The organism is Hymenobacter lapidiphilus, assembly GCF_013377885.1.
Lineage (GTDB): Bacteria > Bacteroidota > Bacteroidia > Cytophagales > Hymenobacteraceae > Hymenobacter > Hymenobacter lapidiphilus.
Genome location: NZ_JABKAU010000056.1, coordinates 1 through 21,106, shown reverse-complemented (window position 1 = coordinate 21,106; position 21,106 = coordinate 1). Strand labels below are relative to the sequence as shown.

Below are 21,106 nucleotides of genomic sequence, written 5' to 3'. Positions count from 1 at the left end.
TAGTAGCAGGGCCGGGGTGGTCGTGGCGAAGGGGGCGCCCTTAGCGGTGGCCACAATATCAATCAGCAGCTGGCCGATGCGTGGCGCGGTGTTGGCCGATGGGGCGGTTTCGTCGCGTACCCCCGCACCCCGTTGTAGCAGTTCGTCGTAAGTGGCCATTATACCCCGCGTATTTTTCGATGAATGGAAGAGTCGGCCCGCCCGCAAGCCGCGCGCTCAGTGTCCGCATGGTGACTGCGCAGGTGGCGCAGCAGATCGGACAGGTAGGCGTCGCGGCGGTTATCGGCCGCTGCCTGCAGGGCCGCCCGCTGGCTGGCCCCGATGGGCTGAAAGGTGCCGTTTGGATCGGTCGGCACGACCAAGCCGGCCTTATCGACGTGAAAGCCCGAGGTGGGCAGAAAGCGCGAGTAGGCGGCGGCCAGCCAGTAGGGCTTGAGCAGCAGCAGCCAGAGCGTACGCAGCGGCTCATAGCGCCAGGCAGCGGTGGTTTCGGCCTCGCCAGGCACATCGGAAAGAAGGTCGGGCGCGGGGGCCAGGGCGGTGAACACCCGGCCCCGGCGTACGGCCAGCACACCCGGCAGCACATCGGCCAGCACCAGCGGCCAGTCAGCTGGGGCGGGCAGCACGGACAGTTGCCGCGTGGCTTCGAGTAGGCCCGCTTCCAGGCGCGGCGCTACGTCCAGGCGCAACGCATCGGCAATGGCGGGCGCGAGCTTATTCATTTCCACCTGCGGGCTCAGGGCCAGCGCGTCCACGAAGTCCTGTTTGGTGAGTGTCAGCATTAGGCGGCGGGGGTCGGGGGGGTGGCAGTGGCCTGAACGGTTTTAGCAATTTCCACCGGGCTGTGCTGGCCGGGCAGCAGGCCGACCAACTCGGGCATGATGCGCAGAAACGAGCGCAGCAGTAGTTGCCGTAGTGGCTCCAGGCTGCGCTGCGTCAGTTCGGCGGCGTTAACCAGCTCCTGCGTCGCACCCAGCTGACCGGGCTTTGCAAACCCGCACAAAATGGGTGGAATCCCGATGTTGCGGCACACGATCTGACCGATAGAGTCGCGCTTTTCAATCAGCTTCTCCACGTTCGTATTGCCGTTGAACGGCGTTAGGATCGGGGCCTGCTCCTTGGTGGCGGCTTCCATTACGAACAGCTTCTTGCGGCCCGTGCCGGAATTGTTGTTGCCCGTGAAGCCACGCAGCTCAGCATCGGTGCGGTCCTGCTGGGTGTCGCCGTTGGCGTCCTTGGTGGTACTGTCCTCTTCCCCGATGATGGTCAGCATAGCCGAAGGGAAGAAGCCGTTACGCACCTCTTCATAATCAAAGCGGGCGTACTCGGCATCGGTGAGCACGTCTTCCAGGCCCGCGTAGTGCGGCGGGTAGGGATAATCCTCCTGTCCGGGCCGGGGCGCGTAGGCGTAGAGAATCTGCCCCGGCTGGCCGTGCTTGGGGCCATCGGGGGCAGATTCTTTCAGCGGCTGTTCGGCCAGCTCCAGGATGGCGGCAATGATTTCGGGCCGGGGGTCGAAGGCTCCGTGTTCGGTGGAATCCGCACCCCGGTAGCCTTTGCGGCCAATTTTGTGATTAAGCAGAAACGTAGCCTTCGTCGTTTTGCGCACGGCATGAAACGGCACTACGTAGCGTTCTTCCATCGTGGCATCGGCCGCGTAACGAATCAGCGCCGCCGCGCCGTTGTTGTAGGCCCCGTAGCCGCACCACTCGCTCCACAGGTCGTTGGCTGTTTTGCCCGGCTGGCCGGGAACGGGCGTGTGGCCCATCGTATTGAGCAGGCTGGGGTCGTAGCCGGCGGCGCGGGGGTCCGTGACGGGCACAGGAAACCCCGTGCCCTCCAGGAATTGCGCCCGCCGCTCCAGCGCCCGGTAGGCCGTACCCGAGTCGAGCGCCGCGTCTAAACACACCTGCGGAGCCGTGTCGCCTTCCCCGTAGGCAATGGCCTTGCCCCCGCTCGGAGCCGTGGCCGTGCCCCTGACCGCCACTACGGCGGGCAGCGTCGGCGGCACGGCCATGTTGAACGCCCGCATGGCAGGCGCGGCGGAGATGGTACGGGCGGGGCGGGCGGGCGTTGACACAGGCGGGCGGGGTTACGGGCGGCTTGCTCTGGTAGCTTACTTGGCAGGAGCGTTGCGGTGCTTGGTGAGCACGTCTTTGAGCTGATCGACGGTTAGTTCATCAGCCGGCTTGCTGCCGATTTCGGCCGCGTAGATGGCCTGCAGCTCGGCTTTGTTGACGTTCAGGGTCGGCAGCTCGGGCTTTTGATCTTCGGCCACTTCGGGCTGCTGGGCTTTGGTGAGTTCGGCCAAGGCGGCGGCGGCCTGCTTTTCGCGGCCGGGAATAGGCTCGACCATGTGGCCCCGGTCGTAAGCCTGCAGGGTCGGCACGTCGGCGTCCTGCAGGTTGGAGGCGTCCACGTAGCGGGTTTCGGGGGCGTGCACAATGGCCTTGTGGGCTTTGTAGCTGGCCTTGAAGCGGAAGTTTTCGGATACGGGCATCGAAGAAGTCGTTAGGGTGGAACTGGATTCGGTAAGCGTTGCGGTAGTTGTTTCGGCTACCGGCCGGGTATTGAGCCAGCTGCCGAGCCGCCGCGCCATTCGGTCGCGGCGGCGGCAGGCTTCCCCGAAGCACTCGTGGTAGAGCGCCAGCAGCGTTTCGGTGGGCGTGCTGCCGAGCGAAGCGAGGGCTGAGCGCACGGCCAGCGTGAGTTCAGGGTAGCGGTCCATTAGGCCACCAGCGCGTTAAGGGCGGCAATAGTGGCGTCGAAGTCCACCCCAATCAGCACCAGGGCGGGCACAGCAGCCTCGTCACCCGTGAAGGTGTAGAGGTAGGTGTTGTCGTCGTCCAGCTTGGTGCCGGTGCCGCCCGTGCCGGCCGTAGCCGTTAGGCCCAGGCCCCGGCCGTACACTTCTACCTGCCGGGCGTTGGTGGGCAGGAAGAACACCAGGTCTTCCGCCTGCGCCAGCCCGACGAGCGTGTTGCGGTCAGCCTGCGTTTCGTGGTAGATGCGCTCGACTACCGTGTGGGTGAAGGTCGTGCGGCCCGTATCGGAGCGCTTGAGCGGGTACGCGCCGCTGTTCTGAAACTTGCGAGACGTGAATTTCTTGAGCTTGGCCAGGTTCTTCATCGCCACGCCCGTTACCATGCCATCCGTGCCCACGGTGAGCGTAAGGTCAGAGAGGCGGGCGGCGAACAGGAACGGGAACGAGCCGCCGGGCTTGGCGAAGGCCTCGCACGAAGGGTCGATGTTGGTGAAGTCGATTAAGCAGGGATTGAGAGGCATGGTCTTGGAGGCCGAAAAGGGGTTGAAGGGAAAGCATCACGGGCCGGCCGTCCTATCCCACCCTGGGAGGCAGACCGGCCCGCTTTGCTGTGTTGGCTGGTGGCTAGTAGGCCACGATCACGACGTCACCGTCCATGTACTGCATACCCACCTTGTAGCGCACGCGCACGTTGTTGAGGTCGGTGTCTTTGGAGTACCAGCCTTCCATCACCTGCGACTGCTGGTGCGTGTCGGTGCCCACCTGGAAGCCGCCTTTCACGGTCAGGTAAGCGCGGCGCTTGAACGTGTCCACTTCCTGCTCGATGTCGGTGTTTTTGACAATCGGAACGCCCTCATAGCTCAGATTACCCGCACCATCTTTAAAGAAGCCGTTGCTGGCCTCGCCGGTGGTGGTGAAGTTGCGCATAGAGGCTGACAGGTTCTGGTACAGCGAGCGGCTGAGTACGATCAGCTTCTGTCCATCCTCTACCTGGTCCATGAGCAGGCTCTGACCGTCATAGAGCGCGGGCAGCAGCACGTCGCGGGTGTAGTTGGCGGGCAATGCGCCGGCCGGAATCTCCACGGCCCGGATAATGCCATCGGGGTCATTGGCATCGGCGGCACGGTTGGCCACACCGGCAAACACCAGCTTCCAGAAGCCATCCGTGATGGAGAGCGTGGCCGCCTTAGCGTAGGCCAGCTTCAGGGCTTCGTCAGCGTCAGCGGCGGGCTTTGCTGGTACAACGATGTCGGTGTCGCCAAACTGCACAATCATCGAAAAGTCGCGCTCCCAGATGTTGGTGTACAAGTCGGTGTAGATGGCCTCAATCTCCGTATCCTGGAGGTTGTTGACATCATAGCCCTTCTTGCGGGCCAGTTCGGCTACGGTGCCGCCAAAGTCTTCGGCGCAGATTTCGTCCCAGATTTGGGCATTTACTACGTCCAGGTACTTTTCGCGGAAAATGGGGCGGCCCGAATTGGTGCGCTCACCACAGCCAGCCCGTTTGCGGGTGATGTACTTGGCCATGTGGACATGGAGCATCTTCTCGCGCACTACCACATCCTCGCGGATGGTGATGCCGAGCGTGGCCTCCAGGTTCTCGTTGTTGAAGACGCGCTTTACAATGGCCTCTCCAATGGAACCGGGCTCATTGCCGCAGTAGGAGATGTCGTCCTGAATGGTGATTTCGATAGGCATGATTACGGGTGTCGGGGGTTAGAAGCGTAAGAGAAAAGCCTAGCGCCGCACGACGTTCAGGCGAGGAGTGGTAGCGGCAGCAGCGCCGGCCGCGGCCTTATTGGCGGGCGTCTGCGTGCCGGCCGGGGTGGGGTTGCCGGTAGAGCCGGGCACGGCCTTCAGGCGGTTCTGCAGGTTGCGCACCGAGTTGGTGGCCCCGTCCCGCTCAGCCGTCAGGGCGGCTACCTGCGCCTCCAGTTCCGCGTTGCGGCTGTTGGCGGCGGCCAGCTCATCGGCGCCAGGGGCCGCGCTGTTGCTGGCCGACGTGATGGATTCGATAGCCCCGGCCGCAACCGTGATGCTGCGCGCATCGGCCAGCGTGTAGTTGCCGTCAGCGGCGGCCAGCGTCAGGGCTTCGTCGGTGTACACCATGTCGCCCTGGGCAAGGTCGTCGGCCGTGGTATCCACGTAGATGTTGCCCGCCTCGCCTTCCAGGGCTACTGTCAGGTTGGTAGGGGCGGCCTCTTCGTTCTTTGGAGCGAAGTAGTTCTTGGCGGCGTTGATAAACTTATCAACCAGGCGCGTTTCGTCGGCGGCGGTAATGGCCATGTTCTGCGGGGTTTGGGGTTTGAAGTAATTGAGCACTTTACCTTCCCCCACGGGAGCAGGCAGTAAGTCGTCGGTGAGCTTGGCCGTCACGAAGCCCAGGGCCAGGGCCTCGTCGGCGCTCAGGTAGGTTTCGCGGGTGAGCAGCTCGGCCGCCATTTCGGGCGTGAGCTTGCCGCCGGTGCGGGCCAGGTAGCGGCTGGTGATCTGGGCTGTGATTTTGTCGAGAAAGGCCGCCGCCTCGCGGTGGTCGGCGGCGTTGGCGAAGACCCCGGTGTCTACCATCGGCGCGTGGGTCATCAGCAGGGCGGCATCAGCCATGTAGATTTCATCGGCCGCCAGCGCCACGAGCACGGCAATGGAGGCGCAGAGCCCGTGGATATAGCATTTGACCGTTACGCCCTGCTTCGATAATTCGCGCAGGTAGTTGTAGATGGCATAGCCTTCGTACACGTCGCCGCCGTAGCACTTCCAAAAGTACAATTCGACCGATTCAGGATACTTGGCTGCTTCGCCCCCTTCAAAGGCGCTATATCCTTCAACAGCATAGCGCACGTCTTGCAACGTGGTGCCGTAGAAGAAATCGGCGCATCCGATGGAGTCTAAGAAATTTACTTTTGCAACGCGCATAACACAAAGCTAGAAATTGCCTAACTTGGTGTATGTCAAACGGCCGATAATCGGCCGATAACTATACCTTCCTATGGCCAGTACTCCCGATGGATTCAAGGTGGTGAAGCTCATCGTGTCGGATGCCTGCTACGAGCGGCTCAACGAGATGCGCGAGGATGCGCCGGTTCGTACCTTCACCTCCATGCTGGCCCCGGTGGTAATTGCCTACAGCCGGGGCGAGATTCAGCAGCAGTTCGTGCAGACCCGGCCCCCGGTGCCCGCTCCGAAGCCGCCGGGCCAGAAGTAGCACGCGCTAATGGGTGGGTAAATAAATACCGCCGTAAAAGGGCCGATTCGCAGCACGGGCAAAACCCGGTGCCGAACTTCCGTGTCTAAACCACGGATGCCATGCCCGCACAGGAAACGATAACCTTACAGGTCGATATTCAAGCCAATACGGCGCGAATAGTGGAGTTGCAAAAGCAGTTACTAGACACCAAATCGGCTAATACAGAGCTAAATAAGTCCTTTAAGGAAGGCCGCATTACGCAGGATGAATTGGCGGCCGGACAGGTGCGGCTAAAGCAGAAAACAGCCGATATAACCACCGAACAGCGGGCGCTTACGAAGGCGAACGAGGAACAGGTAAAAGTGAATCAGGCGCTGACAGCCGCCACCGGTAATACCACGGCTAAAACGGCATCCTTTGGGGCTACGCTACGTGCCACGGCAAAGGAAAACAGCCTGTTAAATTCCGTAATGGGACAGGCCAGCGGAGTGCAGGCCCGATTCACGCAGGCGCAAGATCTAGCCAAATCGGCGTTGGGCGGCACCACTACGGCTACCAACCTATTTAAGGTAAGTCTGCTGGCCTTGCCCATTTTTGCCATCGTAGCCGGGCTTACGGCCCTCTATACCTACCTAACCAGAACGCAGGAAGGGTTGGATTTTGTCGAGCGCAAAACGAAGGGGGTAACCGTTGTACTAGGAGTGCTAACGGACAAGGTTTCGGCGGTGGGCAAACTGCTGTTTGATGCGTTTTCCAATCCCAAACAGGCCGCCGCCGACCTAGTGGACTTCCTGCAAACCAATCTACTGAATCGACTAAAAGCGTTCGGGGTGCTGGTTGAAGCTATTTCGAGTGGCGACGTGGGCAAGCTACGCGACGGATTTATTCAGCTGGGAACCGGCGTAACCGACGCCACGGCCAAAACTAAAGCCTTTACAGCCGAGCTATACGAATCGGCAAAAGCCGGGGAAGCCATTGCAAAAGTCAGTCAGCAGCTACGCGACGAAGAACGCAGCCTGAATGTAGAACGGGCGAAAAGCCGCGCTCAGGTTGAAGGGTTGAAATTCCTTGCCGAAGACCAAAGTAAAAGCAGCGCCGCCCGCGTAGCCGCCTCAAAACAGGCATTTGCCATTGAACAGGAGCAAGAGCGAAAAGCCATTGACTTGCAACAGCGGCGTATTGATAACCTTCGTAAAGAGCAGGGCCTGACCAACAATCTGACAGCGGATAATCAAAATCTAGCCGAGCAAGAAATCAAACTATCTGGGATTCAAGAAGCCGCTCGCACTCGACAGATTGAGCTAAATAATAAAGTGGTCGAGATTCAAAAGTCTGCAGCGGCGGCAAATAAGGCCGCTAATGACGCGGCACTAAAGCAAACGCAGGAACGGGCGCAAAAGGAACTAGAAGCCCGTAAGCAGTTACTACAAGGTGAAATAGCCCTACTAGACGAACGGCTACGCACCGTCGAAACCAACTCCGACGAAGAACTCCGCATACGCAGCGAAAAACTGAAGAGTGCATATGCGCTGGAGCTTGCCCAAGAGAAATTGACCGCCGAACAAAAGACGGTTTTAAGCGTCAAATTCGAGAATGATAAATCGGATTTAGAGCAATCGTTCTTTCGCCGACGCGCCGCCGCTGCCGCCGACGCCGACGCCGACGTATTACGCCGCCGCCTGCTTTTGGCCCGAACCGGCAGCGCCGAATACTTGGCTATTGAGCAGGAGCTTATTGGCAAGGAGTTGCAGATTCAGATTCTGGCCCTAGATGAAAAAAGCAATAATAAAGCAAAGGCCGCGCTGCTAACTACGCAGGCCGAACAAAGGCAGCAGGAGAACCGATTTAAGCAGGCCAGCGACGCGGCGCAAGGCTTTTTAGATAGCCAGCAGGAGGCCTTAGAACGCGCCCGCGCCAAAGGGGAAATTACGGAAGATGCGTACCAGCGCGGGGTATATTTGAACGAGCGGGCATCTGTTGAGGCCCGTATCCAACTGGCAAAACGCTTCAACAAAGATACCGTCGAACTGACCAAGCAGCGAACCAAGCTGGAAATAGGCCAGATAAAGCAAGTTGCCGACCAAGAAGATAAGATTAACCGGGGCCGCGCCGACGCAGCAGCAGCGTTCGGAACAGAATTAGGCAATCTGTTTGCCGCAACGCTACTCGATAGCGGGGCAACAGCAGAAGCCTTTTTCGGCAAGCTGCTGATTCTGATACTCGACTCACTGCAAAAGACAGTATTAGCCGCTCAAGTAGAGGCCACAGTGAAAGCCATAGGCGCAAGCCCAGGCCCCATTGGCTTCATTAAGGCGGCCGCATCGGTAGCCGCAATAACGATAGCGTTTGAAAGCGTGAAGGGAATCATTGGGCAGCAGACCACGAAACAATTTGCGGATGGCGGCTTTGTTTCTGGCCCCGGCGGGCCAAAAGATGACGCGATTCCGGCCATGCTCAGCAACGGAGAAAGCGTTATCAATGCCCGTTCAACTTCTATGTACGGCCCGGTTTTGAGTTGGATAAATGAGATGGGCGGCGGTAAAGGATGGGCGCGTTACGCCACCGGGGGCTTTGCGGGCGCGGCTCCGCCGACCCCTATATTCGACGGAGGCTTTGCCCAGCGGGCGGCCAGTGAGATGCCGCCACCGCTCGACTACGACTTGCTGGGCAAGACGCTGGCCAAGTATATGCCGACTGAAATAGGCTTCCGCAGCTTCATCAAGGCCCGCGAAGGGTACGAGGCCCCGCGCAACAAGTCGTCTATCGGCCGCAAGTCGTCGTAGCCTACTACTCGCACGTAGGTTGGCTGTTACCTTTTGCCGTAATGCAGTTCTGCCCCTAAAGCCTCTGCCAACTGCTGGAGCATTAGAAAGTAACCAGCAGGGCCTTTTCCTACCTGTTGCACCTGAACGCGCGTGTTTTCCGAAGTTGGGCTAAGTACGCGCATATCAGCTATTAGCTCACCAGACAAGAGCAAGCCGCCCTCTGGCCGCCCGATAGCCTTGACGGTCATAGTAGTAGGAAAGGCCCCGGTGCGTACCTGAAGCGGCTCTGTAAGCAACGTGTGAAATTGTTTGTCGAACGCCTTTATAGTGTAGCCCCTGGCTACCAGAGCCCGGCCTATCTTATCAAGAGCGACATTGGCGCTATCGGGGGTCTGTATTAGAATCAAGTTGGCGCCCTTGAAAGGCAACGGGGCAAAGGCCGCCTGAGCCTGAGTTAACAAGGAGGCCAGCACTAGGGCAATAAGCAGGATAGTTGTTTTCATGCCTGCTAACATACAAAGCAGAGGCCAAAAAACCCGTCCGGTTTCCGGACGGGCTTTGTCTTGCAGGCGCTAAATTTTCCTTTTACCTGCCTGCAACTTGCCGCAAATGTAATGATTCGACGCAATGTAGCTGCCTAGCCGGCAAGCCGGCCAACCGTACTTCCTTAGTCCCACTTGAGCCGGAACGCCTCGCGTTGCTCTTTCAACAGCCCCGCTATGTACTGGCTGGCTGTTTTAAACCCCGCCCGTTTCGCCGCCGCCTCTAGCTGCTGATACTCGGCATCAGTCAGGTTGATTACGTGGGGCCTCTTTCGTTGGGCGGGCGGTAGCTCTCGCATAGGCACAATGTAGCTGCCTAGCCGGCAAGCCGGACGCGCTAGGCTTTTAGAAGGGATAGGTTGCGCTTCGCGCCGGACCCGACGTGCGGGCACGAGCCAGATTAGTCAGGAGTGGAAATGCCCAGCCGCCGCGCCTCATCATGCATCAGTATTTTCATAAGGGAGGCAACCTTGGTGCCCCGCGCTTTCGCTACAGCCTCGAATAACTCCTTCTCTTCCGCTTCCACCTGGATACCAATCTGAGGCTTGCGGGTTTTGTCTGCTTTCATGCCTCAAATGTATAGTCTTTTACTTATAGATGCAAGTAAATTATTTTCATTCACCAGTTGTTTACTAGTAAATTATTAGTATCTTTGAAGTGTTGAAGGACAACAAAAAGGGCCAACCCCGGCAAGGGTTGACCCGATTTTCAAAACAGGGGCGCTAACCCCTATCATTACTCACACCCCAAAGGTATGCAAACTGCAGCCAACCCCGGCACGGCAAACGCTATGCCAACCCGAATCTACACCGGCCCATTAGGCCGCCACATCGCCCGCCAAGAGGCCACGGCAGCAGAGCAAGCTACTATCCGAGCTATGCGGGCTAACATCATGGGAATGATGATTGAGCCGCTGTTCAACCCCGCCGAACGGCTCCGCGCTAACGATTCGGTGTATCAGACCGAATGTGTAGCCAAGCTGCAACGCTGGTTCCGCAACGTGTACCGCGTGTATAAGGAGCGCGAGAATAGCGTGTATCTGGCGTTCAACGATGGGTCTTACGCCCGCCTTCCCGTAGCAGCGTAATGGCAGCGGGCAACAAAAAAGTAGCAGCGGCGGGAGCCGCTGCTACTAAGGGAGTGCGGGCCGTGCTGGAGCCGGGCCTTCCCTTCGTGGGCGAATTGCTGTTTCCGATTGCCCGACACAAAGAGTTGAATAAACTCCTGCATTGGACAGTAGCCGACAATATGATGGGCGCGGCCTTCCCAATCGGCACCGTGTTGGGAGTGAAAGAAGTAACCAGCCGCGCCGCTATAACCGTTGGCCGGGTGTACGTCTGGGAGTACCGGGGAAGCGTAACGCTGCTACGCATTACGGGACTTCGCAAGCGGGGCATTCAGGCTCAATGGGACAGGTACCAGGGGCGGCTAGACACCCGAACCCGCCTGCATTGGAAAGATGAATCGTTTGCCCTCTATGAAGTGGCCTGTTACATTACCTACGGGGCGCGAAAGCAACAGCCACTGGCAAACCCTACCTACCCCACCGACGAAGCCAAGTTCAAAGCATGGGGGGAACGGCAGATACAAAAGGAGCTATTCGACGGATACTGCGCCGTTACGATGCAAGCCGCCAACTCCCGGCCCCTGCTATCCAATGTATCAGCCCGCGCCGCCCTGTGGATAAACCAAATCATTCGGGCCGATACAGAGCAACGGCTTGACCGGGCCGTTCGCAAATACGAGGGGTTTGTTCGGGAACAGTTAGTGCATCAGGCCCGCGAAATTGTGAAAGGGGGGCAAGATGAATAGCGCCCTCATTCTATCGGCCGCGCCCGAACTCAAAGGGTGCCGCGTCGTGATTTGCGTAGGCATCGGGCACCAATTCCCCGCCTTTGTTAAGTGTGGCAAACGGCAGGTAAAGAGCATGGTCAAGCGGTTGCGGTTCGCCTACGCGGCCGTTGTTAGCCAGCGGGCGCACCCTTCCCCCGAACAAGTCTGCGCTATTGCTACCAGAGGGCGGCGGGAAACAACCCTGTCAGCCGTGGTAAATACCAACCTTGTCTGCCTGAACTAGTGGCTAACCCAATACAACAACGCGGCGCGGGGGTGGGATGCCCCCGCGCCGCCTGGGTCGGGATGCAAAAGGGGCGGAAGGCTACCTTGTATGTCATTCGCTGCTACGGCAACGGGGAAGTGTTTTACAAGGTCGGAATTTCCTTTTGCGTGGCCTCCCGATTCGCGGCGGGCAAGATGCCGTACCGTTGGCGTACGTTGGCGCGGTATAGCTCTTGGGATGCTGGCAAGGTGTGGGATTTGGAACAGCTGGTGCATAACAGTGGCCTAGTGTCATATGCGCCGCTGCTGCCCTTCGCGGGTAAAACGGAATGCTATGGGTCGGCTGATGCCGTGCTGCTGCTGTTGCCAGATTCTACGTTTATCTTGAAATCTGTAATGATTGATGTGTAATGCCACCCAAAGGACATCTAAAGCTCGACACAAAGGGATTCATAGCCAAGGCGAAAGCGCTGCATGGCACGATGTACGACTACACCGAAACGCAATATGCTGGCAGCGTAACGAGTCTGGCGATTCGCTGCCCTGAACACGGCCCTTTTCAGCAGTTGCCCTATGTTCACTTGCGCGGGGCTGGCTGTCCTGTGTGTGCAAGGGCTTCACAGGTAGAAAGGGTTACCAAAAATCGCCAACAGTGGATTGATGAGTTTACCGAAATACACGGCCGGAAATACGATTATAGTACGCTGCCAGAGTCAATGCACAGTTTGACAAACGTGGCGATTCGCTGCCCTGAACACGGCCCTTTTCAGCAGTTGCCCTATGTTCACTTGCGCGGGGCTGGCTGTCCTGTGTGCGGTTTAAGTTTGCGGGTAACCCAACTAATAAAGGGCAGAGACTACTATTTAACGCTGTTCAAAGACAAGCACGGGGAGCGTTACGACTACTCAGTTTTCCCAGCGCATGTGCTTTCTATTGTAAAGGCCCCCATCAACTGCCGAACACATGGCCGATTCATGCAAACGCCTTCGCTTCACGCGAGAGGCCTAGGCTGCCCAAAGTGCGCCGAGGGTTTGGCTGTTTCTGGTTATAAAGCATGGAGTAAGACGGTTGCGGGCAGAAAAGCAATTTTGTATCTAGTAAGAATATACAATGACGCAGAGGACTTTTTGAAGATTGGTGTAACCTGTATTTCTGTAAAAGAGCGTTTCGGAAACGGCTCGAGCCTTCCTTATCAATTCGAGCAAATTGGCGCACATTCCTTTTCTGATGCAGGCGAAGCAAGCGAAGCAGAGCGGGGGCTACATAGGGCGCTGAAGCTACATAAATACATTCCGACCCTGCACTTTAGCGGGCATACAGAGTGCTTTACAAACACCCTAGAAGTAATATCAGCCTTCAGGGCCTACGCCCCACCCACCGGCTTAGAGTAAAAAAAGCCCCGACTGGTTATTCTAGTCGGGGCTTTTTATGGCCCGCACGTCGGCACCGGGTCCGCAGGTCCAAACAACAGAACAGGCGGGGCGCGTCGGGTCCGGCGCGAAGCGCAAACACCCGTACTTCTAAAAGCCTTTTTCGGAGCGTCCGGCTTGCCGGCCAGGCAGCTACATTGAATTTTCATTCAAAGGCGCTATCGAAGGTGTAGTCAAAGATGCCGGCGGGTACGGGCGGCGGGGCCACGGTGCCCACCAGACGGTTGAGGCTCACCAACTCGCAGCGCACGGGCGCGGTGGAACCGGGCTGGTACTGATCAATCAGGTTGAGCCAGAAGCTGCCCGACAGCGGGCCGTAGCCCGGCCAGTGGGCCACGCTGAGCACGATGGGCCGGGTGAAGTCGAGCGCGTAGATGTCGGCCGCGTTCAGGCGCATACCCACTTCAAGCACGGCCACCCTGCTCAGTGCCTCGGCCACGGGTGCGAAGTAGGCGGGCAGCAGATCGGCCGCGTAATCGAGCCCCTCAAAGGTGAGGCCCGCCGTGGGCCGAAACGGGGCGGGGTCGCTTTCGGCTCCGATCAGCACGCCCCCCGCCTGCGCTTCGGTGAGCGGGGCAAACAGGGCGCATACGCTCTCCCCTTTGCCGCCGCCGCTGAACACATCGGCTTCGGCCACCGGCTCCCACTTATCGAGCTGGTCGAAGCTGGGAATGGTGCTGGTTTCCTGCTTCGACTTCCAGAACCGACCGGCCTTGTAGACGTAGGTGCCACTGCCGACCCGGTGGCCACTGGTGTAGATTTCAAACGCGCTGCCCTCCTTTTGGGTGAAGCGCGGCAGCCAGGGCAGCGCGGCCGCGCCCGTAACGGCCGGCCCGCTGCGCAGCGCCGGACCGGGGGCCACGTAGGCGTCGGCATGAGCTTCCAGGGTTTCATCGGGGCACAGCAGCTGCCCGGCCCCGGTGTAGTCGGCATCGGCCAGCAGCTCGTAGGCGGCGGGCGCATCGGCGTAGCGCCACTCGTTTTGCCGGGCCGTGCTGCCCAGCCGGTAGCGAATGCGCGGGCGCTGGCTGAAATCGAGCTTATCGGTCAAATCCAGCGGCACGGCAGCCGGCAGGTCGGCCAGCCGGTCTACGCGCACGGTTTCGCTGGCCGGGTCTACCTGAAACACGGCCCCGAACTGATTGGCCAGCAGCAGCAGCAAATCCGACTGACTCCAGTCAGGCAGGTTCGCGTCCAGATGAACGGGGCTGTTCTCGTAGGCCCGGGGGCCGGGCGTGATGGTGAAGGCGGCCCCCGGTAGCAGGCGCACGGTTCCCTGGTTGAGCAGGTTAAGAATCAGCGTGAAGTTTTCGCCGCCCGTATTGGGAATGGTTACGCTGGCCTTGATGCGCGTACGGCCGGAAACGGCGGCTCCTTGGTAGAACAGGCGCTCGGTAACGAAAAAGGGCCGGTCGGGTAAGTTGACCCACAACAGCAACGCAGCCCCGTTCAGGCCACTGGCCCGGGTGTCGATATTGCTGAACTCCAGCTCCCCTTCGACTGTGAGCGTGTATTCGTCGCGCTCGGGAAGGGCAGTATAGGCCAAGGTGGGATACTCGAAATAGGCCCCGGCCGTCAGGTGAGAACCGGGGTCGGACGCTGCCGCAAACACAATTCCGCGCAGCTGGGAGCCGCGCGGAACGCCGGACATCTCGATTGCCTGGGTGGTGCGGGCCGTAGCCGTATGCGCGTCGATATAGGCCTGTCGGCGGCGCGGCCCCACGGCCCCGGCCAGCAGCTGATGTCGCTGAAAGGTTTCGTCAGCCAGCAACGTGCCCGTGAGCGCGAAGCCGGGCAGCGCGGCGGCCACGATGGCCGACAGCACCGGGGCCGTGAACACGGCCGGGCTGAGTTCGGTGTAATGCACGGACGGCAGCAGTGGGTCGGCGGTGTAGCGCGAAGTGAGCCGGCCGTCATTCACCAGCGGGTAGGTGTAGGCCCCGCCGTAGAGCTGGCCGGCCTGCACGGCGGCGGGCGTCAGCACATGGTCGAAGGCCGACAAGTCCAGCGCCGAGAGCGGCTGGCCTTCCACGGCGGCAAACAGGGCGCCCGTATCGGAGACCAGCAGTAGCTCGTAGCCGCTCTGCCCGCTGCTATCGAGCAGGCCCGTACCGGACAGCACCAGCAGGCCGTTGCTGTAGAGCTGCGCCGGCAGGCGCACGTAGGGGCGGCGGGTATCGGAGTCGAGCGAATGGGCCAACTCCAGCAGGCGGGCGTTGCGGGCCGTGTAGGGCAGGGTAAAGGTTTCGGAGAAGCCGCCCGCCCGGGCCTGCAGGTCGTGGAAGTCGAGCACCTGATAGCTCAGAGCCACGGCGGCATCTTCGGGCAGATCAACGGGCATCCCGCTTAGCAGTAGTTCCAGCATCGCTACTGCGTTTGGGTCGGCAGGGCCGGGTAAGTGAGGGTAAAGTCCACGGTGTGCGTCTTGTCGCCTTCGCGGTAGTCGCGGTAGGAGCCCTCGGCCACCAGTACGGGCACGGCCGGACCGGTAGCGGGCAGCACAAAGACCTGAATGCTGCGGCGCACGCCCCGGATGGCCGCCGCAAGCGTTGGGGGCAGCCGGTCGGAGTAGACGGCCAGCTCGGGCCGCACGGTGCCGCGACTGGCGTAGCGCCGCGCCCCAGCGGCATCCGTCCAGCTCGTGCCGCCTTCCGTGCTGGTACCGGCCTCATGCCGGCCGCCGAACACCCAGCTGCTCCAGCCGCCGCGCTGATTGAGCCAGAGCAGGCGCACGGGGTAGAGCGGGCAGGCCGGGCCGGTGGGCGCGGGCTGGGCCGGGCCGTTGCTGACGCCCTCGGCTCCGATTTTGCTTAGCAGGTAGTCGTAGCCCTCAGGCAGGGGCAGCAGGTCGGACAGGTAGGAGCCGAGCCCGCCGTTGACGGCCGCCCCGTTAACGGCGTGCAGCGGCCCGGTGGCGTAACGCTGACTGGCCGCATTTAACGCACCGCTGAACTCGCCCACGAAGCCGGCCCGCACCCGGTAGCGCACCGACAGGGCCGCGTCCAGACCGGCCACCGGCGGGGTGATGGCAAAGCGGGCCTTGAGCCACTCACTCAGGTTGAAGCTCACCGAGTTGTCAGCCCCGGCTACGCGCCGCATCGTGCCAATCGGCACCCACGCGCCGCCCTGATACGTGTCGATGGCCACCAGTACCTTGCGCGGCAGCGCGGGCGTGGCCGGGTCGGGCAGCGCCTGAAGTATCAGCAGTACCGGCAGATGCGCCGGAGCCCAATCGGCGGGCGGGGCCAGCAGCGTGAGCGGGTCGGCGTCGTAGGTGCACAGGCTGTTGTCGGCCTGCGTAGCGGCGGGGTTGAAGTTGTTGGCCGAAGCGTCCATGCACCCGACAACCGCCCCGGGGTCGGGCGGCACGTAGCCACATTCGGGGCTGTTGACCGTAGCCACGTACTCGGCATCGTCGGTCGCCCGGTAGAACACCTGCCGCAGCGTCGTGCCCTGGCAAGCCTCGTAAAGCGTGTCGCCATCGGCGGGCCGGGCCGCATCGGGGCCGGTGCCGCAGGCAGCGTCGGTGGTAAAGTGAACGCCCACGGCAGAAGTGGCCGCGTCGAAGTAGATGCCGACCCGCTGGCCCGCCACGTCCTGCGAGCAGTAATTGGCTATGCGCTGGCCGGGCGGCACCGGATTGTTGGGGTCCGGTGGGTCGGTCGGTTGGTTGGGGTCGGGCGTGCAGTCGATGGTGGCCGGCACCTGCGCCGATACTTCGTCGTCCTGGTTGGTAGCCACGGCGTAGTAGGCGCCGTTGCCCAGGCCCGCAAACACGAAGTTGGCCGTTCCGGTGGCCGCTGACTGCGGGCTACCGAACGGAGTGCCATCGGCGTAGTAGACCTGCACTGAAAGCTGAAACAACCCCTCCGGGCTGCCCGCGGTCGTCGCGTAGGCGCTTAGTTGGCCTACGCCATTGCCGGTGCAGCCGGGCGTGAGTTGCAGGGTTAGGCTCATGGCCGCAAGTTCACGCGGGCGGGCGCGGGCGCGGGCGAATCGGCTGACTTTGGGCCGAATACTTTTACCTCTCCCCGCTCATCAGGGCCGTGGTGAGCGTGCGTACCAGCCCGGGCATGACGGCCTGGGTGAGCCGGGCAATGGCTTCGTCGGAGCTGATACCGGCCAGTAGATCAGACGGCTTACCGGCCTGGTGCAGCAGCGTGCCTTTCTCGGCAATGGCGCGGCCAATGAGAAAGGCCACGGTCTTTTTTTCATCCAGCAGCGTGCGGTCGCGGCTGCTGCCCGGCCCTGTGCGCACCTGCCGGGCCGTGCCATCCTGCCGGCGCGTCAGCTCAATGGTCAGGGGCTTATCGTCAATCCACTGCAACAGCCGCTCAATCGGCGGGAACTTGCCCGGCTTGCGGCCAAATACGGCCGTCAGCGCATACGAGGCCGCGTAGTAGGTGAGCCGGGCCGAATCGTCGGACACGGCCACCTCGTAGCGCACGGACGCGGCCAGCTGGCCCGACGCATTCACGGCCCCGAACTTGGTCACGGGCTCGGTTTTAATGGCCTCCACGATGCTGACCACGCCCGACTTGCCGAGCGAATCGAGGGCGCGCAATATCAGCGGGTCGTTGAGCAGCGTCTGCATGGCCGCCTACACGATAGCGCACGCGCTGGCCGCTGCCGAGCGAGGCAGCGAGAGCGTGAAGCGGCACACGATGCCGGTAAAGCGGGTGGAGTACACCATGCGTTCGGCCTCCCATTGCAGGCCCGATAATTCGAGGAGCGGGTTCAGGTCCAGGTAGGCAAGCAAACGGTCTTTGAGCAGGCCCATGCGCAGGATGGCCTCTTCCCCGGCCAGCGGGTCGTCGCCGTCGCCGGGCTCCACGTCCAGAAACGAGAGGGTGCAATCGAGCTTTACCAGTCCGCCCGCCTGCGAGTCCTGTTTGGGCCGGGGGTCGAAGAGAAACACCTGCGGGGTCTGTTCGCTGCTGGAGAGGCTGTTTTGCACAACCGTACCGTGCTGGAAAAAGCCGGGGCCGCCCGCGAAGGCGGACAGGGCGGCGGCGCGGATGTAGGCGAGGGCTTGGGCGTCTGGCGTCATAGCGTGGGCTTTACTGGTGGGGGCGGTGGGTTGCGGTGGCCTGGCAGGTAGCCACCGGTGCTTGTTGTGCGGGCTTCCATTTCGCGGTCTGCCTCGCGAAGCAACCCACGAACGCGGCGCATTTCGCAAATAATGCCATCGAACTGACTGGAACCCATTGGGGCATACGTGAGGCCAATACTCAGCTCACAGTATTGCTTGCATAAATCAGCGTAACTCATACCGTCTTTCCGTTTTGGTGAATCCGTGCTTGCAGCTGGTGTTGCCGCTGCGCCCGTAGCAGCATCATAGCCACCGTGTCGTAGGGCATCTGGCCCACGGCTTCCACCGTGCAGCCGAGCCGCTGGGCCAGCGCGTCTAAGGTGTTGAAGTAGCTCAGGGCTTCGAGCGGTTGCAGGCCCGCTTGTTTAGCCGCCGTGCAGGCGTCACAAACGCACTCCTGCCCCAGCTCGGCATAGCGCACCGACAAACGCTCCAACTCGGCGACGCAGTGCGCCACGGCCGGGTAGATACGGGCCACGGTATCGGCCTCGGCATGGGCTGCCTGCTGGGCCGCCACAGCGGGCCGGAAGCCTTCGGCGGGCCGCAAGGAGTTCTGCCGGGCCACCAGCAGCCCGTAGACGCTGGGCAGCCACGTAGCCAGCGGGCCGGATGTAACGGCGGCCCGGATGCGCTCGACCTGCAGAAACGATTCGGTGCCCAGGTTGGCCGGGTAGGGCAAGCCGCCTTCGGTGGGCGGGGTCGTGTTGAGAAAGGCCAGCGCGTCAGCCACCAGGGCGTTGACCTGAATCGGACGGCCCGCAAACACGGACGCGGCCCCTTCGCGGGTGGGTGTGGGCAGCGACGCCAGGGCGCAGAAGTCGCGCACGGCTACCTCGTGCCAGCCGGTGGGCAGTTGAAACGGGCCGGTGCTGTCCTGCCAGTGGGTCATGTTGCTAAGTTGCTATAGCTACGAAAGTAGCACACATTCCCCGTGAATCCTAACGGGTTAGCCGGAATATACGCCCCGCAATCGGGCGCGCTTCAAGGTGGGCGGACCCAGCGTATGCCGGAAGATGGCTTGCGTCAGACAGTCGAGCATATCATCATGGGCGGCCGTGGGGAAGGCCGCGCATTGCTGAACGAATGCCTCGTTCCACCCCGCGTCAATGAGCACCACCCGGCCGGCCTCGATGAACGGGCTGGCCGTATTAACCCGGCTTTGCTTGTCGCCTTCGGGGGCCGGGGCTTCTATCACGTTCAGACTCGTGCTGGCCCGCAGCTGCTGCACAACCGACTTGCCGCTGGCTTTGGGCTCCACGTAGAGCGCCGAGCGCGGGCCGTAGCCGTTGGCATGGCAGAGCACGGGCAGCTTAGCCGTTAGCTCGGGAAACTCCAGCCAGTGTTCGGAGGCTTCGAGCACGTAGAGCGTGTGGCTCAGGTAGCACGAAGCCAGAAAGCCGGTGGGGTCGTTGGTCTGCTTGGCTGTGTAAGCAGGGTCAGCATCAAACTGCCACACGGCTTCGGCGGCACCCGGCAGCGCGAGGAACTGATGGTGCGGCATGGTCCGGAACCACGCCTTTTTGAGCAGGCCGCCTTCTTCGGGGCTGGGCTGCTGCATCACCTGCCCCGCGTAGCCGTAGGAGCCGAGGTCTTTTTTCATCTGGTTCAGCGCCGGGTGGTTCAGGCGGCGCGGGTCTAGCAGTCCGCCGGTGTAGCGGCTCGTCAGGTGCGGCGGGCTCACCAGGGCCTCGGCCTTGGCTGGGTCCGTGGGCAGCTCGCCCGGCAGGCAGATGTGGCGCAGCGGCCGGCCCGAATCGAGCCAGATACCGGCCGGGTCTTTCTCGTTGAGCCGCTGCATCACCAGGATAGTCACCGAGCGAGCCTTGTCGGTTTTGCGGGTGCTGAGCGTCTTCAAGTGCGAGGCTGCCGCCGACAGGCCCGCGTCGCTGCTGGCCTCGTCGGGCTTGAGTGGGTCATCCAGGATAATGAAGTCAGCGTGTACGCCCGTCACGGCCCCGCCGGTGCTGGTGGCATAGCGCTGCCCGCCCCGGGTGTTGCGGTAGGCAGTCTTACCGTCTTCGTCCGCCTTGGCATCAATGAGGCCCGGAAACAGCAGCTCAAACTTATCGGAGCGCAGGCAGTCGCGGGTCTTTACGGCGTGGCTGACCGAAAGACTGGAGGCGTAGGAGGAGCTGATGATGCGCGTGGCCGGGTTCATGAGCCAGAGCCAAGCCGGGAACAGCTGCGTGACCGTGGTGCTTTTGCTGGTGCCCGGCGGCACGTTAAGCAGCACGTCGGGCTGGCCGTTGCCGCTGGCCCACGCCTCGTAGACGGCCTGCAACTCGTCGCAGATGTATTCGATATGCCAGTTGGGTACCAGCTCCACGGCTTCGATGGTCTGCCAGAATTCCAGAAAGAAGCGGTAGAAGCGGTTGCGGCACCGCTGGGCCACTACCTCATCGTGGGTCGGCAGCATCGGGCACCAGGGCTAGGGCGGTGAGTAGCTCAAGCTGGGCCAACTGTTGCTCTGTTAACCGGCTTAGGTCATATTTTGCGGGGGCAGTAGTTTGATTGAGGTCAATACGGGATTGGTCGCCAAACTTCTCGCGTCGGTGGGCCTTGAGCAGCAGCGTCAGCAAGGCATCGGAGTACACCATCTCAAAATACGGCTCTCCGGTGTCAGGGTGGCATATCGGATCCCCGTCTTTGGTAAACTTGTACTGCCGGCCGCCCTCCACGGCCCTGCGCCAGGCCTCGCGCTCCAGCACATCGGCCGCTATTTCGAGGGCCGTGTCCCAATCGGCGGCGAAGTCAGGCCGCTCGTTGTAGGCAACATAGGCGTACTGGCGACTTATTCCGGCCAGCTTTGCGGCCTCGCTGACGTTGCCGTTGCAGCCAAGCGCAGCCAGGAACGCCGGCCGCCAGATGGCTATAGGGCGCTCTGGCTGCGCGGGCGTAGTGGCGTCAAGTTTTGTCAACTCAGGCATATACGAAGATACAGTAAATTACCAGACGCCGATACCCGGGGCTCCGGTGAATCCGTGGGGCGGTTGTTTCATGGGGTGGGGGTTGCGGCGGCGAAGTAGCGGTTGATATAATTGAGCGTGAAACCGTATCGTATAGCCCCACTTTCCAACTCTCGAAAGTCGTAGCCAACGAAGTGATTCGTGGCCCCGCTTCGATTGTCGCACCCCACGGGCTGAATGCGAACAAGCTCGAGTACCTTGCCCATGCCCGGATGGGCTAGTGACACAATGCGGAATCCAATGGTTAAATCGTCGCGTTTAATCGGTTGTATTGCCATTCTCATGCTTGCTCCTGTTGTGCCTGC

The 21,106-nt window shown here is 61.3% G+C and carries 22 protein-coding genes; 6 read left to right on the top strand and 16 right to left on the bottom strand.

Annotated features, from left to right (window positions below):
* Window positions 1–158: 158 nt before the first annotated feature.
* The 6 genes from HW554_RS18895 to HW554_RS18870 all read right to left on the bottom strand — a co-directional run bounded on the left by HW554_RS18895 (window position 159) and on the right by HW554_RS18870 (window position 5,677).
* Window positions 159–782 carry a DUF6712 family protein gene (locus HW554_RS18895; protein WP_176910090.1) on the bottom strand — a complete coding sequence of 208 codons (624 nt, stop codon included), beginning with the start codon at window positions 780–782 and terminating at the stop codon, window positions 159–161.
* Complete coding sequence (locus tag HW554_RS18890; protein ID WP_176910089.1) at window positions 782–2,080, bottom strand: hypothetical protein; 1,299 nt, start codon at window positions 2,078–2,080, stop codon at window positions 782–784. Before HW554_RS18890 ends, HW554_RS18895 begins: the two co-directional genes overlap by 1 nt.
* A 36-nt stretch (window positions 2,081–2,116) precedes the next feature.
* Window positions 2,117–2,728: a hypothetical protein gene (locus tag HW554_RS18885; RefSeq protein ID WP_176910088.1), complete on the bottom strand. Its 612-nt coding sequence runs from the start codon at window positions 2,726–2,728 to the stop codon at window positions 2,117–2,119.
* Window positions 2,728–3,285: a hypothetical protein gene (locus HW554_RS18880; RefSeq protein ID WP_176910087.1), complete on the bottom strand. Its 558-nt coding sequence runs from the start codon at window positions 3,283–3,285 to the stop codon at window positions 2,728–2,730. The genes HW554_RS18885 and HW554_RS18880 overlap by 1 nt, the downstream gene beginning before the upstream one ends.
* A 103-nt stretch (window positions 3,286–3,388) precedes the next feature.
* On the bottom strand, window positions 3,389–4,462 hold the full coding sequence (locus tag HW554_RS18875) for a hypothetical protein (protein WP_176910086.1): 1,074 nt from the start codon (window positions 4,460–4,462) through the stop codon (window positions 3,389–3,391).
* Between the two features lie 39 nt (window positions 4,463–4,501).
* Entirely contained in the window at window positions 4,502–5,677 is a 1,176-nt protein-coding gene (locus HW554_RS18870; protein WP_176910085.1) for a Clp protease ClpP, read from the bottom strand.
* A gap of 73 nt (window positions 5,678–5,750) precedes the next feature.
* Between HW554_RS18870 and HW554_RS18865 the strand changes: the two genes are divergently transcribed.
* Together HW554_RS18865 and HW554_RS18860 are read left to right on the top strand one after the other, a co-directional pair.
* Entirely contained in the window at window positions 5,751–5,966 is a 216-nt protein-coding gene (locus HW554_RS18865) for a hypothetical protein (protein WP_176910084.1), read from the top strand.
* 101 nt (window positions 5,967–6,067) lie between these two features.
* Window positions 6,068–8,731, top strand: coding sequence for a coiled-coil domain-containing protein (locus tag HW554_RS18860; protein ID WP_176910083.1), 2,664 nt, complete (start codon window positions 6,068–6,070; stop codon window positions 8,729–8,731).
* Between the two features lie 26 nt (window positions 8,732–8,757).
* Here the strand turns inward: HW554_RS18860 and HW554_RS18855 are convergent, their stop codons facing one another.
* A complete protein-coding gene (locus HW554_RS18855) occupies window positions 8,758–9,216 on the bottom strand; it encodes a hypothetical protein (RefSeq protein WP_176910082.1) in 459 nt (152 codons plus the stop codon).
* A gap of 439 nt (window positions 9,217–9,655) precedes the next feature.
* On the bottom strand, window positions 9,656–9,823 hold the full coding sequence (locus HW554_RS18850) for a toxin-antitoxin system HicB family antitoxin (protein ID WP_176910081.1): 168 nt from the start codon (window positions 9,821–9,823) through the stop codon (window positions 9,656–9,658).
* Window positions 9,824–10,009: 186 nt separating this feature from the next.
* On the opposite strand from HW554_RS18850, the gene HW554_RS18845 reads away from it, so the two are divergent.
* The 4 genes from HW554_RS18845 (at window position 10,010) to HW554_RS18830 (ending at window position 12,704) form a co-directional block, all read left to right on the top strand.
* Window positions 10,010–10,342 (top strand): hypothetical protein, encoded by a 333-nt coding sequence (locus HW554_RS18845; protein WP_176910080.1) that lies wholly within the window; start codon window positions 10,010–10,012, stop codon window positions 10,340–10,342.
* The gene (locus tag HW554_RS18840) at window positions 10,342–11,067 is read left to right on the top strand and encodes a hypothetical protein (RefSeq protein WP_176910079.1); all 726 of its coding nucleotides are present in this window, start codon (window positions 10,342–10,344) and stop codon (window positions 11,065–11,067) included. Before HW554_RS18845 ends, HW554_RS18840 begins: the two co-directional genes overlap by 1 nt.
* A 264-nt stretch (window positions 11,068–11,331) precedes the next feature.
* Window positions 11,332–11,724 (top strand): hypothetical protein, encoded by a 393-nt coding sequence (locus HW554_RS18835; RefSeq protein ID WP_176910078.1) that lies wholly within the window; start codon window positions 11,332–11,334, stop codon window positions 11,722–11,724.
* Between the two features lie 71 nt (window positions 11,725–11,795).
* Entirely contained in the window at window positions 11,796–12,704 is a 909-nt protein-coding gene (locus HW554_RS18830; RefSeq protein WP_176910077.1) for a hypothetical protein, read from the top strand.
* 184 nt (window positions 12,705–12,888) lie between these two features.
* Here HW554_RS18830 and HW554_RS18825 read toward each other — a convergent pair whose 3' ends face one another.
* From HW554_RS18825 to HW554_RS20435, 8 genes are all read right to left on the bottom strand, one after another.
* The gene (locus HW554_RS18825; RefSeq protein WP_176910076.1) at window positions 12,889–15,084 is read right to left on the bottom strand and encodes a hypothetical protein; all 2,196 of its coding nucleotides are present in this window, start codon (window positions 15,082–15,084) and stop codon (window positions 12,889–12,891) included.
* A gap of 26 nt (window positions 15,085–15,110) precedes the next feature.
* The gene (locus tag HW554_RS18820) at window positions 15,111–16,700 is read right to left on the bottom strand and encodes a hypothetical protein (protein WP_176910075.1); all 1,590 of its coding nucleotides are present in this window, start codon (window positions 16,698–16,700) and stop codon (window positions 15,111–15,113) included.
* A gap of 64 nt (window positions 16,701–16,764) precedes the next feature.
* A complete protein-coding gene (locus HW554_RS18815) occupies window positions 16,765–17,337 on the bottom strand; it encodes a hypothetical protein (RefSeq protein WP_176910074.1) in 573 nt (190 codons plus the stop codon).
* A gap of 6 nt (window positions 17,338–17,343) precedes the next feature.
* Window positions 17,344–17,793, bottom strand: coding sequence for a hypothetical protein (locus tag HW554_RS18810; RefSeq protein ID WP_176910073.1), 450 nt, complete (start codon window positions 17,791–17,793; stop codon window positions 17,344–17,346).
* Between the two features lie 217 nt (window positions 17,794–18,010).
* A complete protein-coding gene (locus HW554_RS18805) occupies window positions 18,011–18,724 on the bottom strand; it encodes a hypothetical protein (protein ID WP_176910072.1) in 714 nt (237 codons plus the stop codon).
* 57 nt (window positions 18,725–18,781) lie between these two features.
* Window positions 18,782–20,251, bottom strand: a complete 1,470-nt coding sequence (gene terL / locus HW554_RS18800; RefSeq protein ID WP_176910071.1) for a phage terminase large subunit — start codon at window positions 20,249–20,251, stop codon at window positions 18,782–18,784.
* Complete coding sequence (locus HW554_RS18795; RefSeq protein WP_176910070.1) at window positions 20,232–20,762, bottom strand: hypothetical protein; 531 nt, start codon at window positions 20,760–20,762, stop codon at window positions 20,232–20,234. Before HW554_RS18795 ends, terL begins: the two co-directional genes overlap by 20 nt.
* A gap of 68 nt (window positions 20,763–20,830) precedes the next feature.
* Window positions 20,831–21,106: hypothetical protein (locus HW554_RS20435; RefSeq protein WP_218134783.1), on the bottom strand; the 276-nt coding region annotated here is incomplete at its 5' end.

What these genes read in the sequence shown, in the direction of transcription:
- HW554_RS18895 (WP_176910090.1), bottom strand. Translation starts at nt 782, where the DNA reads ATGCTGACACTCACCAAACAGGACTTCGTGGACGCGCTGGCCCTGAGC.
- HW554_RS18885 (WP_176910088.1), bottom strand. Translation starts at nt 2,728, where the DNA reads ATGGACCGCTACCCTGAACTCACGCTGGCCGTGCGCTCAGCCCTCGCT.
- HW554_RS18880 (WP_176910087.1), bottom strand. Translation starts at nt 3,285, where the DNA reads ATGCCTCTCAATCCCTGCTTAATCGACTTCACCAACATCGACCCTTCG.
- HW554_RS18875 (WP_176910086.1), bottom strand. Translation starts at nt 4,462, where the DNA reads ATGCCTATCGAAATCACCATTCAGGACGACATCTCCTACTGCGGCAAT.
- HW554_RS18870 (WP_176910085.1), bottom strand. Translation starts at nt 5,677, where the DNA reads ATGCGCGTTGCAAAAGTAAATTTCTTAGACTCCATCGGATGCGCCGAT.
- HW554_RS18865 (WP_176910084.1), top strand. Translation starts at nt 5,751, where the DNA reads ATGGCCAGTACTCCCGATGGATTCAAGGTGGTGAAGCTCATCGTGTCG.
- HW554_RS18860 (WP_176910083.1), top strand. Translation starts at nt 6,068, where the DNA reads ATGCCCGCACAGGAAACGATAACCTTACAGGTCGATATTCAAGCCAAT.
- HW554_RS18855 (WP_176910082.1), bottom strand. Translation starts at nt 9,216, where the DNA reads ATGAAAACAACTATCCTGCTTATTGCCCTAGTGCTGGCCTCCTTGTTA.
- HW554_RS18850 (WP_176910081.1), bottom strand. Translation starts at nt 9,823, where the DNA reads ATGAAAGCAGACAAAACCCGCAAGCCTCAGATTGGTATCCAGGTGGAA.
- HW554_RS18845 (WP_176910080.1), top strand. Translation starts at nt 10,010, where the DNA reads ATGCAAACTGCAGCCAACCCCGGCACGGCAAACGCTATGCCAACCCGA.
- HW554_RS18840 (WP_176910079.1), top strand. Translation starts at nt 10,342, where the DNA reads ATGGCAGCGGGCAACAAAAAAGTAGCAGCGGCGGGAGCCGCTGCTACT.
- HW554_RS18830 (WP_176910077.1), top strand. Translation starts at nt 11,796, where the DNA reads ATGTACGACTACACCGAAACGCAATATGCTGGCAGCGTAACGAGTCTG.
- HW554_RS18825 (WP_176910076.1), bottom strand. Translation starts at nt 15,084, where the DNA reads ATGCCCGTTGATCTGCCCGAAGATGCCGCCGTGGCTCTGAGCTATCAG.
- HW554_RS18820 (WP_176910075.1), bottom strand. Translation starts at nt 16,700, where the DNA reads ATGAGCCTAACCCTGCAACTCACGCCCGGCTGCACCGGCAATGGCGTA.
- HW554_RS18815 (WP_176910074.1), bottom strand. Translation starts at nt 17,337, where the DNA reads ATGCAGACGCTGCTCAACGACCCGCTGATATTGCGCGCCCTCGATTCG.
- HW554_RS18810 (WP_176910073.1), bottom strand. Translation starts at nt 17,793, where the DNA reads ATGACGCCAGACGCCCAAGCCCTCGCCTACATCCGCGCCGCCGCCCTG.
- HW554_RS18805 (WP_176910072.1), bottom strand. Translation starts at nt 18,724, where the DNA reads ATGACCCACTGGCAGGACAGCACCGGCCCGTTTCAACTGCCCACCGGC.
- terL (WP_176910071.1), bottom strand. Translation starts at nt 20,251, where the DNA reads ATGCTGCCGACCCACGATGAGGTAGTGGCCCAGCGGTGCCGCAACCGC.
- HW554_RS18795 (WP_176910070.1), bottom strand. Translation starts at nt 20,762, where the DNA reads ATGCCTGAGTTGACAAAACTTGACGCCACTACGCCCGCGCAGCCAGAG.